This window comes from Burkholderia sp. Se-20378 (assembly GCF_017104665.1).
In the GTDB taxonomy this organism is placed as follows: domain Bacteria; phylum Pseudomonadota; class Gammaproteobacteria; order Burkholderiales; family Burkholderiaceae; genus Burkholderia; species Burkholderia lata.
The window spans coordinates 1-14,161 of record NZ_JAAGPG010000209.1 but is presented as its reverse complement, the minus strand read 5'-3'; the positions used below and the strand labels follow the sequence as shown (position 1 = coordinate 14,161).

The window sequence follows — 14,161 nt, the reverse complement described above, 5'->3', positions numbered from 1 at the left end:
TATCGTCGGGATTGCGCGCCAGCGCTTGCGCGTAGGCCTCGGCCGCTTCCGCATGACGCTCGAGCCCGAGCAGCGCATTGCCGCGCCCGACCCACGCCGCGACGTTGCCGCGGTTCAGCGCAAGCAGCCGGTCGCAGCGCTTCAGCAATTCGTCGCGGGCGTGCAGCAGATCCAGCGCCACACAACTCGCGTACAGCAACTGCTCGTCTTTCGGCTGTCGTGCGAGCCCTTCGTCGAGACACGCGAGCGCGTCGGCCGGACGGCCGAGTTCGGTCATCACGACACCGCACGCGTAGACGAGTTCGGGCGTCTTGCCACGCACGACCATCGCTAGCTGATAGCTGTGCAACGCCTGCTCGCGATGGCCGAGTGCACGCAACGCATGCCCGCGTTCGATGTTCGCGGCGGCATCGCCCGGATCGAGCCGCAACGCGCGCTCGACGCTGATCAGCGCATCGGCAGGCCGTTCAAGCCAGCGCAACGCCTCACCGCGCTTGCGCCACGCCACGACATGGGCCGGTTCCCGCACGAGTGCCCGATCGTAGGCCGTCAGCGCCGCGTCGTATTGCCCGAGCGCGAGCAGCGCATCGCCGCGCGCCGCATTCGACGGCGCATGGTCCGGATCGGCCGCGAGTGCGCGGTCGGCAAGCGCGAGCGCGTCGCGATGGCGACCGACGCCCGTCAGCGCGGCCGCATGGTTCGCCAGATTCCATGGCTGGTTCAGCCCGAACCCCATCGAGCGCGCGATCAGCGGCTCCGCCCGTGCAGGATCGCCGAGTTGCAGATACACGAGACCCAGCAAGTGCAGCGCCTCGACATGGTCGGGCGCCATCGTCAGCACGCCTTCGTAGAGCCGTCCCGCCCCCGCGACGTCGCGCAGTTCGAGCCGCGCGCGCGCCTGGCGCAGCGCATCGTCGAGCACCGCGCGCATTGGCGCGGCGGTTGCGCCAGGTCCGACGCCGGTCAACGGAGCACCCTCGCGGCGCGCACTCATTGCACGCCGCCGCCGACGACGAGTGCCGGCAACCCGGCTGCGATCCGCTCGACGACGGGCGCCCACTGCCCGCCCTCGGGCTGGCGGAAGAGTCGCGCGGACGGATACCACGGGCTGTCGTCCCGCTCGAGCAGCCAGCGGAAATCGGGCGTATGCGGAATCATCAGCGCAAGCGGCCGGCCGAGTGCGCCGGCGAGGTGCGCGACGGACGTATCGACGCTGACGATGCCATCCATCAGCGCAGTCAGCGCCGCCGTATCGGCGAAGTCCGCGAGGTCGTCGCCGACGAAGCGGACCGCGCTCGCGTCGAGCACCGGGCGATCTTCGTCGCGGACCACCTTCTGCAGGCTGATCCATTCGTAACGGTCGTCGAACAGCGGCAGCAGATCCGCGAGCGTCATCGAGCGGTTGCGGTCGTTCAGGTGCAGCGGATTGCCGGACCACACGAGACCGATCCGCGGCCGCGTCGCTGCACCGAGCCGCTCGCGCCATTGCGCGATACGCACGGGGTCGGCAGCAAGATACGGAGCGCCGGCGGGAATCGACGCCAGGTCGGTACGGAATTCGAGCGGCAGGCTCAGCAGCGGGCAATGCAGGTCGAACGGCGGCAGCGGCTCGCCGCGCGCGACGAGCGTATCGACGCCGTCGAGCGTCGCGAACAGCGCCTTCAGTTCGACCGGCGCTTCGAGCACGACGCGTGCACCGAGCGCTTTCACGAGCGGGACATAGCGGCAGAACTGCAGCGTGTCGCCGAGCCCCTGTTCCGGGTACAGCAGGATCGTCTTGCCGTCGAGCGGCATCCCGTGAGTCCAGCGCGGCTGCGCGAACGTGCGCCGGCTCGCATCGAGCTGCGTATCGCGCCAGCGCCATTCATACTCGGCCCAACCCGCTTCGAAATCGCCGATCGACAGGCACAGGAACGCACGCATGCAGTGCGCGAGCACGTAGTCGGGATCGATCTCGATCGCATCCGCATAGGCCTGCCGCGCGGCGTCGTGCTGCCGCAGCGCACGCAGGGCGTTAGCTTGATGAAAATGCGCAAGCTTGTCGCGCGGCGTCGCCTCGATCACGCGCGCGAAATCGTCGAGCGCGGCCTCGTAGCGGTGCGTCTCGAGCTGCACGCGGCCGCGCGTGAACCAGGCGGGCACGTAGCCCGCATCGAGCGCGAGCGCGCGGTCGCACATGTCACGTGCATCGTCGTGACGTTCGATGCGCATCAGCGCGCTCGCGTAGTTGCACAGCACGCCGGTGCTGCGCGGTTCCGCGTCGAGTGCACGCGCATAGCTGTCGGCCGCGTCGCGATAGCGTTCCAGGTGGCTGGCCGCGTTGCCGCGGTTCGCCAGTGCCCGCGCGTGGCGCGGATCGATCGCGAGCACGCGGTCGCAGCGCACGAGCGCTTCATCGTGCCGGCCCAGCAGCTCGAGCGCGATCGAGCTGTTGAAGATCGCATCGATGAAAGTCGGGCTCGCCGCGATCGCCGCATTGAAATCCGCGAGCGCGCGCTCGGGATCGTGCAGATCGAGATACGCGACACCGCGCAGGAACAGCACTTCGGCGCTGCCGGGCGTCTGAGCGAGCGCGTAGCCGTAGCTGTCGACTGCCTCGCGGAAGCGGCCGAGTTCGCGCAGCGCGAGGCCGCGTCCGCGCATCGCATCGAACGAACGCCCGGCCAGCGCGATCGACCGATCGCAATCGGCGAGCGCTTCGTCGTGACGGCCGAGCGCGCGCAGCATGTCGCTGCGCTTCACATAGCCGTCGGCAAAACCGGGCGTCAGCTCGAGCAGCCGATCGTAGACCGTGCATGCGTCGTCGTACCGGGCGAGCTGACCGAGCAGTCCCGCGCGCTGAAACAGCACGCGCTGATGAACCGGGTTGATCGCGAGTGCTTCGTCGAGACGCACGAGCGCGTCGTGCTCCCGCCCGAGCCCGGTCAGCACCGCCGCGTAATTCGCGAGCGCGAGCGGCACCGGCCGATGCTCGATCGAGCGCCGCATCAACGGCTCGGCATCGTCGAGCCGCCCTTGCTGGAAGCGCACCGCGCCGAGCAGGTGCAGCGCCTCCGGATGCTCGGGATCGAGCGTCAGCAATTCGGTATACGCGCGCTCAGCATGCTGCAGCGCGCCCTCGTGGTGCGCCTTGCGCGCGCGCAGGAGCAGCCGTTCGAGTTGCGCGGTATCGGGCGGACGGCGATCCGGCGCGACCGGCGCGCTCGCGAGTGTCGTCCCTTCCCCGTTCGGTGTCATCGTATGGCCCCCACTTGTCGCTGTTGGTATCGCGTGTCGTGTCTAACGTGTCATCGGCACGATCGCGGCACGCACCGCGTCGATCGCGCCTGTCCAGTCCCCCGGCACGGCCTGCCGGAACAGCCGCGCGGACGGATACCACGGGCTGTCGCCGCGCGTGCGCATCCAGCGCCACTCCGCCGGATCGGGCAGCAGCACCCAGACCGCGCGGCCCAGCGCGCCCGCCAGATGCGCGACGGCGGAATCGACCGCAATCACGAGATCCAGCGCGCCGATCAGCGCGGCCGTGTCCGCGAAGTCGCCGAGTTCGTCGTCGACGCGACGCACCGGCGCGCCCGCGAGCAGCGCCTCGTCGCGTTCGCGCACGGGCTTTTGCAGACTGATCCAGTCGACGTCGAGATCGAACAACGGCGCGAGCCACGAGAAATCGATCGACCGGTTGTGATCGTTCCGGTGCTCCGGATTGCCGGCCCATGCGATCCCGATCCGTGGCCGGCGCCGCTCGCCGAGCAGCGCGTCCCACTGGCGCGTGCGCTGCGGGTCGGCATGCAGATAGGCGCCGGCATGCGGAATCGTGGCTTCGTCGGTGCGAAACGCATGCGGCAGGCTCAACAACGGGACCTGGCAGTCGAACGCCGGCAACGGTTCGCCGCGCGCAATCACGTGGGCCGCGCCGGACAGCGACGCCATCAGCGCGCGCAGTTGCGGCTGCACCTCGAACACGACCCGCGCGCCACGTGCGGCCACCAGCGGCACATAGCGGCAAAAATGCAGCGTGTCGCCGAATCCTTGCTCCGCGTGAATCAGCACCGTCCGGCCGTCGAGCGGCGTGTCGCCCTGCCACGCCGGCTGCGTGAACGGCCGGTAGTGCCGCGCAAGCTGCGCATCGCGCAGCCGCCATTCGTACTCGGGCCAGCCACGCGCGAAATCGCCTTCGATCAGATACAACGACGCACGTGCGAAATGCGCTTCGGCGTAGTCGGGTTGCAGCGCAATCGCGCGGTCGTACGAGGCAAGCGCATCGTCCGTGCGCGCCGTTTCGAAATGCAGGTTGCCGCGGTTGAGCCAGTTCGTCGCGTGATCGGGGCGCAGTGCGAGCGCACGGTCGAGCGACGCCATCGCTTCGTCGTAGCGATGCAGGTCCTGCAGCACGTTGCTGCGGTTGGTCCACGCTTCGGCGAACCGCGCGTCGCGCGCAAGCGCCGCGTCGTAGCTGGCCAGCGCGTCGTCGTAACGCTTCAGGTAACGCAACGCGGTGCCGCGATTGCACAACGTCTCCGCCGAGTGCGGATCGAGCGCCAGTGCTCGCGCGTAGGCAGCCAGCGCGTCATCGTGGCGCTTGAGCTGCAGCAGCGCATTGCCGCGGCTCGCATGGGCGCGGACATGATCCGGATCGACACTCAGCACGCGCTCGCAGCGGGCGAGCGCTTCGTCCGCGCGGCCGAGCCGTTCGAGCGCGACCGCGCTGTTGTAAAGCACGTCGATCCGCGCGGGATCGGCAGCGATCGCTTCATTGAACGCGTCGAGCGCCTCGCCCGGCCGATCCAGATCGATCAGCGTGCGGCCGCGCTCGGCCATGATCGCGGCCATGCCGGGCCGGATCGCGTTGGCGCGCTCGAAGCACTGCAGCGCATCGGCCGGCCGCCGCAGCTCGCGCAGTACGAGGCCGCGGTTGAACCACGATTCGAACGAACGCGGGTCGACCATCAGCGCGCGATCGTAGGTATCGAGCGCCTCGTCGAAACGACTCAGCGCGCGCAGCGCGCTGCCGCGATTGCAAAGCGCATCGAGCACCAGCGGCGACACCGCGAGCGCGCGGTCGAACGACGCCAGCGCCTCGTCAGGGCGGCGCAGCCCGAGCAGCGTGTTGCCGCGGCGCACGAGCGTCTGCACGTCGTCGGGCGTCGCTCGCAGCGCGGCTGCGAAGTGCTCGAGCGCCTCGCCGACACGGCCGCGCTCGCCGGCGATCGCGCCGAGATCCGACAGCACGCGCGTGCCGGGTGCGATCGCAACCGACTGGCGCAGCAGCGCTTCGGCGTCGTCGGCTGCCCCGCGCTGGAACTGCAGGATGCCGTACAGGTGCAATGCCTGGGGATTGTCCGGCTCCTTCTCGAGCACGGCGAGATATTCGCGCGCCGCGTCGTCGAATCGTCCGGCGCTGTGCCAGTTTTGTGCGCGGCTCAGGATCGCCGCCGATTGCCGTTGTTCGCGCGCGTCGCGTCCCGACGCGCCCGCGTGTGCATCATGCCGGTGCTCGACCGTCACGTTCGCCCCCTTCCCGTTTGCCGATGCCGCCGCCGATCCGGTTCGATGGAACCGGTCGCGGCGGCCATGCTCGTCACGAGACTAACGGACGGGCAATAACAGACGTATGACGAAAGTTACGGACCATTTTGTCCGGGGGACGGAACACACGCCGTGCCGGGGGCCGCGCGCGCGCCGCCGTCACTGGCCGATCGGAATCGTCCGCACGTATTCGACCGCCGGGGCGCCCATCGTGACCGAGAAGCGCACCCCGCGCGGCACCGGCACGCCGATCGACGTGAAGTTGCTGATGCCGTGCTGCGCGAGAAACTGCGCATACGACTGTTCGATGACGGCCTGGCTCGTCGTCCATCCGCCGGGCGGGATCCACACGGAAAGCTGCATCGAGCGCGCATCATTGCTGACCACCACGCGCGCGAACGCATCCATGTGATGCAGCGCGTCGTCGACTTCGGCGAGCGACGCAAGCGGCTGCGACGCGCTGCGCACGAGCTCGCGCCCCTTGAGCTGGTAGCGCACCACCTGCATCTGCGTCGGCCCGCCGCCGACGCCGAGATGGCGCACCATCACGAGTTCGCCCGGACGGATGCGCAGCGGCGGCCCGAACACTTCATCGGGCGTGACGAGGTTCGTCAGGTCGAACTGCAGTTGAGAGAAGTAGCGGCCGAGCAGACGCGTTTGCGCCAGATTCGACGCGATATCGTCGCGACCGCGGATCGTCGCGTCGAGGCCGCGCCACGACAGCAGCGCGATCACGGCGAGCAGCGCGATCGCGACCAGCATCTCGATCAGCGTGAAGCCGCGGGCACGAGTACCGGCACGCGCCGCCGCGCGCGGGTTAGTGGCGCGCTTCATTCTGGATCACCGTGACGACTTCGGCGAGCACGTTGCGGCTCAACGCGGACGGATACACGCTCACCGTCACGCGACGCACGAGCGGGCTCGGCAGCGCGGCCACCGACTGGCGGCACACGAACCGGTAGCGGCCCTGCGGGCAGGCAAACGTGTTCGTGCCGACGGACGGCCAGGTCGATGCAATGCGGATCTCGCCGAGCGCGTTGTCGGCGCTCCATAACGCGAGCAGGCGCATGCGCGCCATGTCGGTATCCGACGCGAGCGCGCCGATCGCGCGCATCACGGCGCCGAGCGCCACGGCGACGATCGCCAGCGCGATCAGCACCTCGATCAGCGTGAATCCCCGTTCCGGCGCCCGCGCCGTGCGCGCTCCGCCGCGTGCCTGGCGGTTGTAGTCGGTTCTGTCGTCGCACATGACCTGCATTCTTGTCGATGGGTCGGCGTCCGGCGTCCGGCATTCCAATCGCGGCGCGAAGCCGCATCGCCGGCGCGACGGACGCCGTGCAGGGACGTTAAGCGTGGCGTATGGCACACACGTGTCGAATGGTACGGACCATTTGGCGCGGCGGGCTCGGGCGGACGGGCGTGCAAACACGCCGCACGCACTGTCGCGCGAAGCGCGACAGGCGACGGAAAACTGAAAACGATCGGGAAAGAACCACCCGGCGGCGGGCGGCAAGCAATGAAGACGATCCTCGGGCGGCGGGATCGACGCGACGGCGTCAGGCCGTCACGGCGTCGTCATACTCGGCGCGGGCAAGCTGGCCGGCGGCGTAGGCCTCGGCTTCGCCGCGAAAGCCTTCCTGGCTGAACGCAACGACTTTCACGCCAACGCCGGTCGCCCGCTTCACCGTCAGCGCCCATTGCCATCCGCCGTCTTGTTCAAAGACGTGCAGCGAGGGTTCGAAGGAAGGGTCGAATACGGTCACGCGTTTTGCTCCTGCCCCCTTGCGCACCGTATCGGCAACGCTTGAGGCATGTCGAAAGGATCGCGCCGGGATGCGACGCGCTTCTGCCATTCGACAGTCTAGTCAAAGATTGTTGCGACGCACCATCAGAGGTTTCACTCATCTATCGGAACCGACCGGTCGATTAAAATTTTCTGAAACCTATATGACACGGGCCTCAGCGCCGTTTCAACGCGCCCGGTTCAGCGCCGATGCGGCAACGTGCCGCACACGAGACTGCTTGCCTGCATCGATCGCCCGTGACTCGCAGAAAAGGGGCGCGAATCGTCCGGCGATCCAGGCGCTTCGATGACGACAGTTGTTACCGGCCCGTACCAGCCGGCATCACCCGCCGAAACGTCAGGTTCACGCGCTCGCCCTGCACGCCCGGCGCCTTCGGCACGCGATGCTGCCATTCGGCCTGCGTGCGCCCGCGCATCACGAGCAGGCTGCCATGCCCGAGGCGATACGCATGCGTGACGCCGGTCTTGCGATGGCGAAGGTCGAACACGCGCATCGCGCCGAGGCTCACCGATGCGATCACCGGCGCATCGCCCAGTTCGGGCTCGTTGTCCGCATGCCAGCCGAGGCTGTCCTGCCCGTTGCGGTAGCGATTGAGCAGCACGCTGTTGAAACACGCGCCGCACGTCGCCTCGACCGCGTGCTTCAGGTCGAGCACGGCCGGCGTCCACGGCGCCGGCACGTTGCGGATCCCCGAATACACGTAGACGGCATCCGGCTCGCCCTGCCATGCGGTCAGCCGCGGCAACGGAATGCGTCCGCGCGGCGTGCGGATCGTGTCCTGCTGCCACGCGACCTCGCCGATCAACGCGGCCAGCGCGCGATCGGCATCGGACGGCGCCAGCCAGTCCGGGTACCAGTCCACGTCGGGTGCGGGCGTGTCAGCGAAGAGATCGGGTGTCGACATGTCGAGAGAAACAGGCGATGAACGGAGCGAACAGGGCATGCCTGCATACTAGCCAACGGCGTCGCACACTGCCATGCGCTGTCATTCGCTGACAAGAGGAATCCGCGCGCCCGCGATGCACGATGCACGATGCGAGTTTGCGGTTTGCGGTTTGCGGTTTGCGGTTTGCGGTTCGCGGTTCGCGGTTCGCGGTTCGCGGTTCGCGGTTCGCGCGTCACGCTATCATCGCGGCGTGTCGCGGCCCGCCTTTTCGAAAGGGGCCGCATGGTTTCTTCTTCCCTGCCGGCCGGCTCGCCCCGGCCGCTTTCCTTCCGGATCCCATCATGACGACGCTCTCCGACTCCGCTCTCGACCAACTGTTTCTCACCGCGCGCACGCACAACGCGTGGCAGGACAAACCCGTCGACGATGCACTGCTGCACCGGCTGATCGACCTGGCGAAATTCGGCCCGACGTCGGCGAACACGAGCCCCGCGCGCTTCGTGTTCGTCAAGTCGCCCGAAGCGAAGGCGCGCCTGAAGCCCGCGCTGTCCGAAGGCAATCTCGCGAAGACGATGGCCGCGCCGGTCACCGTGATCATCGGCATGGACATGGCATTCCACGAGCACCTGCCGCGCCTGTTCCCGCACGCCGACGCACGCAGCTGGTTCGCCGGCAACGATGCGCTGATCGAGGCCACTGCATTCCGCAATTCGTCGCTGCAGGGCGCATACCTGATCCTGGCCGCGCGCGCCCTCGGCCTCGACGCGGGCCCGATGTCCGGCTTCGACGGCGCGAAGGTCGATGCCGCGTTCTTCGCGGGTACCGCGATCCGGAGCAACTTCCTCGTGAATCTGGGCTACGGCGATCCGGCCGGCCTGTTCCCGCGCAGCCCGCGCTTCGACTTCGACGACATCGCCCGCATCGAGTGATGGCCGCCGGTCAGGCCCGGTTCCCGCTGATGACGGCCCGGCGCCTGCCTTTTTCCAAACGGGGGAACGTGCGCTACGCGCCGCGCGTCAGCCGGATCAGCGTGATCTCGGACGGCACGCCGAAGCGGTTCGGCGGCCCCCAGTATCCGGTGCCGCGGCTCGTGTAGAGCCACAGGTCGCCGAAGCGGCTCAGCCCGCCGATCACCGGCTGCTGCAGCCGCACGAACGGTGGCCATGGCAGAAACTGGCCGCCGTGCGTATGCCCCGACAACTGCACGGTAAAACCGGCGCGATTCGCCGCTTCCGCGCTGCGCGGCTGGTGCGCGAGCAGGATCTTCGTGCCGATGTCGCGCGGCGCACCCGCGAGCGCCTGCACGGGATCGCTGCGATGCGCGGGATCGAACCCGCCCGCCGTGAAATCGGTGACGCCCGCGAGCACCGCGTGCGCACCGTCGTGCTCGATCAGCACGTGCTCGTTGAGCAGCACCGTCAGCCCGATGCGCCGGAACTCGTCGATCCACGCATGCGCGCCCGCGTAATACTCGTGGTTGCCCGTCACGAGGAAGCTGCCGTGCCGCGACTGCATGCGGCCGAGCGGCGCCGTGTGGTCGCGCAGGCGCTTGACCGAACCGTCGACCACGTCGCCCGTCACGACGACGAGGTCGGCATCGAGTGCATTGACCGCGCGCACGATCCGTTCGACGTAGGGCCGCTTGATCGTCGGCCCGACGTGGATGTCGGACAGTTGCACGATCGTCAGCCCGTCGAGCCCGGCCGGCAGCCCCGCGACCGGGATCGACACGCGCTTGACCGCCGCCGTGCGGCGCGCACCGACGAACCCGATCACGGTGACGAACACCGCACCGGCCAGCACACCGAGCGCCGTGTCGGTCGCGGCGGCAGGCCACGCGCCGTCGTGCCCGAGATGCCGCCATCCGGACACGCCGAGCAGCACGAATTCGCGGAGGAACGTCAGCAGGAGCAGCGACGAGAAGAAGCCCATCACGAGCGAACCGGCCCAGCCGGCCAGCGTCGCGGCCCAGCCTTCGTCGAAGCGGCGCGAGAACATGCCGACCGGGATCAGCACGACGAAGCTCGCCAGCACGAGCGCCGCGATCGTGCGCGCGACCGGCGACGTGAACGCATCGGGAATGATCCGTATCCCGACGTACAGATGGAACAGCACGCCGATTGCAATGAACCGGACAAAGAAACTTCGCATGGAACGCTCACCTTCGTTGCGATACCGATACCGCTTCCGCGCCGCGTGTTGCACGAGACCGTGAGGCCCCGTGCCGCGCGGCGCGCCATACGTACGATGGTACACAGATCGCGGCTTTGACGACCGGTCACCGGCCGGGCTTCGACGCCGCTCGTCGCAACGCTCGACCGCGGCTTCATCGGCCTGCCCGACGCGAGCGACGTTGACGCTTTCCTGAGGCCCGTCGATACCGACATGCAGCGCTCGCTATGCTTTGCGCACCCAGGTCAGCCACTTCGAGAATAGCGGCCGGATGATCGATGCGAACGTTCGTGTCGTGCCCGAAGGCGCCAGGCGCCACCATGCAAAGCCGATGGCACTGCGCGTCGTCGCTCACGCGGGCGAGCAAACGAGCAGACGAACAGACGGCTCGGGTCGAGCGGCCGCCGCAAATCTGCGACACCGATCGCGACGCGCTACCGCGCTTCACACGCAATCCGCTCGACCGACTCGTCAACACCGCCCCCGATCTGCCGGATCGACCACATTCCGGTGCGTTCGCACGGCAATCGGCCGTTTCCGCACCGATTCCGCGCTGCCGACACGACAAATCAGCCACCCTTCGTTCGTCTGACGATCCTTTACAGTCCGTTAGCAACCCTACGCGAGCTTGCACTGGCAGAATCGCGACGGTCCGACCATCATTGCAGAAACGCGGTGCCGAACGCGCGGACGCGCCCCCTACCGGCAATCCCCCCCACGGTGCACAAGGCGGGTGGCTGGCGGTCCGCATCGCGCTGATTTATTATCGGCTCCGTATCCCGGAATCGTCGTCGCGGCGACGATCCGCATTGCGCCGTGCCCGGCATCCACCCCCAACGTCGAGCTCGTCACACCATGAGAAAAACAACGCCGCGCGCGCCCTTGCGCGTCGCCGCCGTCCTGGCGCCAGCCCTGCCGCTCGCGGGCTGCGCATCGCGCGGCGCACCGTCGTACGTCCTGTTCGGCGCATATTTCCCGCTTTGGCTCGTCAGCGCGATCGTCGGTGTCATCGGCGCGATCGTCGCGCACCGCGTATTCGTCGCGACCGGCTGGGCCGCCACGGTGCCCTACCAGCTGGCCGTCTGCACCGCGATCGGGCTCGTGGTCGCCGTGATCGTGTGGCTCACCGGCACGGGGCCGTTCGCATGAAGGCCGCCGGTATCGCCCGCCCCTCCGTCAAAGGCCGCGTGATCGCCCTGGCGATCGTCGCGCTCGGCATCGCGGCACTCGTGTACGCGTACTACCGCACGACGGCCTACCCGTCCACCGACGACGCGTCGATCGACGCGGACGTCGTGCACGTCGCGTCGCCGGTCGGCGGCCGCATCGTGCAGCTCGCGGTGCATGAAAACCAGCGCGTCGCGAAGGGCGACCTGCTGTATGTCATCGATCCCGTGCCGTACCGGTTGACGGTTGCCCAGGCGCAGGCCGACCTCGAGCTCGCACGCGCATCGCTCGACACGCGCCGCCGTTCGCTGATCGGCGAGCGCTCGAACGCGGCCGTGGCCGCCGAGCAGGTCAAGCGCGCAACGCAGAACCACGACCTTGCCACGCGCGACGTGAACCGGCTCGCGCCGCTCGCCGCGCAGGGCTACGTCAGCGCGCAGCAGTTCGACCAGGCGAAGGTCCGCCAGCGCGACGCCGCCGTGTCGCTCACGCAGGCGCAGGAACAGCAGCGCGCGTCCGCGCAGACGATCGGCGACGAAGCCGACGCGATCGCGACGCTGCATGCGCGCGAAGCCGCGCTGGCCCGCGCACAGCATGCACTTGAAGACACCGTCGTGCGCGCGCCGCACGACGGGCTCGTCACGGGCCTGAGCGTGCTCGCCGGCGAAACCCTTGCGCCGAACCAGTCGATCTTCACGCTGATCGACGCAAGCGAATGGTTCGCCGTCGGCAACTTCCGCGAGACGTCGCTGAGCCGCATCGAGGTCGGCGACTGCGCGACCGTCTATTCGATGATCGACCGCAGCCGCCCGCTGACGGGCAAGGTCGTCGGCGTCGGCGCAGGGATCGCCGACAGCGCCCGCATCAACCTGCCGCGCACGCTGCCGATCGTGCAGAACTCGGTGAACTGGGTGCACGTCGCGCAGCGCTTCCCGGTGCGCGTGAAGCTCGACGAACCCGACGGCAAGCTCGTGCGCGTCGGCGCCAGCGCGATCGTCGAGGTCCGGCATGGCACTGCCTGCCGCTGAGGTTCGCTCGCCGGGCCCGCGCGAAGTCCTGCGACTGCTCGCGCCGTTTCCGGGGCGCATGTCGATTGCCGTGCGGGTTGCGCTGATCTGCGCACTGACCGCGCTCGTGACGGCCGCCTACGGCACGCCCGAAGCCGCGCTGTCCGCGTACGTCGTGTTCTTCATGATCCGTGCCGACCGCGTGACGAGCGTCGTGCTCGCGGCCGCGCTGCTGGTGATCGTCACGATCGTGATCGGGCTCGTGCTCGGCATCGCGATCTTCAGCATCGACTATTCGATCCTGCGGGTCGCGTGCATGGCCGTGCTGTCGGTCGGCCTCCTGTACCTGACGTCGGCCAGCAAGCTGCGCCCGGTCGGCGCGATCCTCGCGATGATCGTCGGCTTCGGGCTCGACCAGCTCGGCCTTGCACCGTTCGGCGAAGCCGCGACGCGCGCGCTGCTGTACATCTGGCTGACGATCGCGATCCCGGTCGGTGTCGCGATCGTCGTCAACCTGCTGATCGCGCCGTCGCCGCGCAAGCTCGCGCACGCGCAACTCGCGAAGCGCTTGCGGCTTGCCGCGCAGCGGCTGCGCGGTGACGATGCGGCGCGCGACGCATTCAACGCGAGCCTGCACGAAGGCGACAAGCAGCTGCTCACGTGGCTCAAGCTGTCGAAACTCGAAGGCTCGTCGTCCGCCGCCGATTTCGCGGCGTTGCGGCAGGCCGTGGCATCGAGCACCGCGCTGCTCGTCGGCGTCGCGCTGGCCGATCGCGAACCGGGCGCGCGGCTGCCCGATGCATACGCGGCACCGATCGCCGCGACGCTCGACGAGATGGCCGACATCCTTGACCAGGGCGGCTACCCGGTCGACGTGACGCTCGCGCTGCCGCCGGCCGACACGCTGCCGCCGCTCGCGCGTGTTGCTGCGACGGATCTCCAGGCGGCGATCACGCATTTCGCGGAACCGGCCGCAACGACCGATGTCGCTTCGACGGCTTCGACGGCTTCGACGGCTTCGACGGCTTCGACGGCTTCGGCACCTGCAACCAACGCGCCTGCAACCGCCCCCGAATCCGCCCCGCCCGCCGCCCCGCGCGGCGGCTTCTTCCTGCCCGACGCACGCACCAATCCCGACCACATCCGCTACGCGCTGAAAACGACCGCCGCGGCGATCTTCTGCTACCTGCTGTATTCGCAGCTCGACTGGTCGGGCATCCATACCTGCGTCGTCACCTGCTACATCGTGTCGCTCGGCTCGACGGCCGAGACGGTCGAGAAGCTCACGCTGCGGATCTTCGGCTGCATCGCCGGCGCGCTGCTCGGCACGGCGGCACTCGTCTTCGTCGTGCCGTCGCTATCGTCGGTCGGCCACTTGATGGCGCTGGTGTTCGCCGGCGGATGGCTCGCCGCGTGGGTCGCATTCGGCTCGCCGCGCATCGCGTATGCCGGCTTCCAGATCGCGTTCGCATTTTTCCTGTGCGTGATCCAGGGCGCCGGCCCCGGCTTCGACCTGACGATCGCGCGCGATCGCACGATCGGCATCCTGCTCGGCAACGTCGTCGTGTATCTCGTGTTCACGCGCATCTGGCCCGTCAGCA

12 protein-coding genes are annotated in these 14,161 nt (G+C 68.7%); 4 read left to right on the top strand and 8 right to left on the bottom strand.

The features are described 5' to 3' along the window. From G3N93_RS21365 to G3N93_RS21335, 7 genes are all read right to left on the bottom strand, one after another. A partial coding sequence (locus tag G3N93_RS21365; protein ID WP_374196492.1) for a tetratricopeptide repeat protein occupies positions 1 to 931 on the bottom strand: 931 nt, incomplete at its 3' end. A gap of 59 nt (positions 932 to 990) precedes the next feature. Further along, entirely contained in the window at positions 991 to 3,237 is a 2,247-nt protein-coding gene (locus G3N93_RS21360; RefSeq protein ID WP_206133889.1) for a tetratricopeptide repeat protein, read from the bottom strand. A gap of 42 nt (positions 3,238 to 3,279) precedes the next feature. Then, positions 3,280 to 5,502 carry a tetratricopeptide repeat protein gene (locus tag G3N93_RS21355; RefSeq protein WP_206133888.1) on the bottom strand — a complete coding sequence of 741 codons (2,223 nt, stop codon included), beginning with the start codon at positions 5,500 to 5,502 and terminating at the stop codon, positions 3,280 to 3,282. A 180-nt stretch (positions 5,503 to 5,682) separates the two neighbouring features. Further along, positions 5,683 to 6,357, bottom strand: a complete 675-nt coding sequence (locus G3N93_RS21350; RefSeq protein ID WP_174986723.1) for a type II secretion system protein J — start codon at positions 6,355 to 6,357, stop codon at positions 5,683 to 5,685. Next, positions 6,341 to 6,772: a type II secretion system minor pseudopilin GspI gene (gene gspI / locus G3N93_RS21345; RefSeq protein ID WP_206133887.1), complete on the bottom strand. Its 432-nt coding sequence runs from the start codon at positions 6,770 to 6,772 to the stop codon at positions 6,341 to 6,343. The genes G3N93_RS21350 and gspI overlap by 17 nt, the downstream gene beginning before the upstream one ends. Positions 6,773 to 7,079: 307 nt before the next feature. Further along, the gene (locus tag G3N93_RS21340; RefSeq protein ID WP_041493247.1) at positions 7,080 to 7,286 is read right to left on the bottom strand and encodes a hypothetical protein; all 207 of its coding nucleotides are present in this window, start codon (positions 7,284 to 7,286) and stop codon (positions 7,080 to 7,082) included. Between the two features lie 340 nt (positions 7,287 to 7,626). Beyond that, complete coding sequence (locus G3N93_RS21335) at positions 7,627 to 8,232, bottom strand: alpha-ketoglutarate-dependent dioxygenase AlkB (RefSeq protein ID WP_206133886.1); 606 nt, start codon at positions 8,230 to 8,232, stop codon at positions 7,627 to 7,629. Between the two features lie 323 nt (positions 8,233 to 8,555). Here G3N93_RS21335 and G3N93_RS21330 point away from each other — a divergent pair, with 323 nt between their 5' ends. Beyond that, positions 8,556 to 9,143, top strand: coding sequence for a malonic semialdehyde reductase (locus G3N93_RS21330; RefSeq protein WP_174944143.1), 588 nt, complete (start codon positions 8,556 to 8,558; stop codon positions 9,141 to 9,143). Positions 9,144 to 9,216: 73 nt separating this feature from the next. Here G3N93_RS21330 and G3N93_RS21325 read toward each other — a convergent pair whose 3' ends face one another. Continuing rightward, positions 9,217 to 10,365, bottom strand: coding sequence for a metallophosphoesterase (locus G3N93_RS21325; RefSeq protein ID WP_206133885.1), 1,149 nt, complete (start codon positions 10,363 to 10,365; stop codon positions 9,217 to 9,219). 876 nt (positions 10,366 to 11,241) lie between these two features. On the opposite strand from G3N93_RS21325, the gene G3N93_RS21320 reads away from it, so the two are divergent. From G3N93_RS21320 to G3N93_RS21310, 3 genes are all read left to right on the top strand, one after another. Then, positions 11,242 to 11,535, top strand: a complete 294-nt coding sequence (locus G3N93_RS21320) for a hypothetical protein (RefSeq protein ID WP_011354664.1) — start codon at positions 11,242 to 11,244, stop codon at positions 11,533 to 11,535. Then, entirely contained in the window at positions 11,532 to 12,581 is a 1,050-nt protein-coding gene (gene mdtN / locus G3N93_RS21315) for a multidrug transporter subunit MdtN (RefSeq protein WP_174937292.1), read from the top strand. The genes G3N93_RS21320 and mdtN overlap by 4 nt, the downstream gene beginning before the upstream one ends. Then, the coding region (locus G3N93_RS21310) for an FUSC family protein (RefSeq protein WP_206133884.1) at positions 12,562 to 14,161 on the top strand (1,600 nt) is incomplete at its 3' end. The genes mdtN and G3N93_RS21310, both read left to right, overlap by 20 nt.

Bases quoted from the DNA above. Each gene is read 5' to 3' on its own strand.
- G3N93_RS21330 (WP_174944143.1), top strand. From the start codon at position 8,556: ATGACGACGCTCTCCGACTCCGCTCTCGACCAACTGTTTCTCACCGCG.
- G3N93_RS21325 (WP_206133885.1), bottom strand. From the start codon at position 10,365: ATGCGAAGTTTCTTTGTCCGGTTCATTGCAATCGGCGTGCTGTTCCAT.
- G3N93_RS21360 (WP_206133889.1), bottom strand. From the start codon at position 3,237: ATGACACCGAACGGGGAAGGGACGACACTCGCGAGCGCGCCGGTCGCG.
- mdtN (WP_174937292.1), top strand. From the start codon at position 11,532: ATGAAGGCCGCCGGTATCGCCCGCCCCTCCGTCAAAGGCCGCGTGATC.
- gspI (WP_206133887.1), bottom strand. From the start codon at position 6,772: ATGTGCGACGACAGAACCGACTACAACCGCCAGGCACGCGGCGGAGCG.
- G3N93_RS21335 (WP_206133886.1), bottom strand. From the start codon at position 8,232: ATGTCGACACCCGATCTCTTCGCTGACACGCCCGCACCCGACGTGGAC.
- G3N93_RS21320 (WP_011354664.1), top strand. From the start codon at position 11,242: ATGAGAAAAACAACGCCGCGCGCGCCCTTGCGCGTCGCCGCCGTCCTG.
- G3N93_RS21350 (WP_174986723.1), bottom strand. From the start codon at position 6,357: ATGAAGCGCGCCACTAACCCGCGCGCGGCGGCGCGTGCCGGTACTCGT.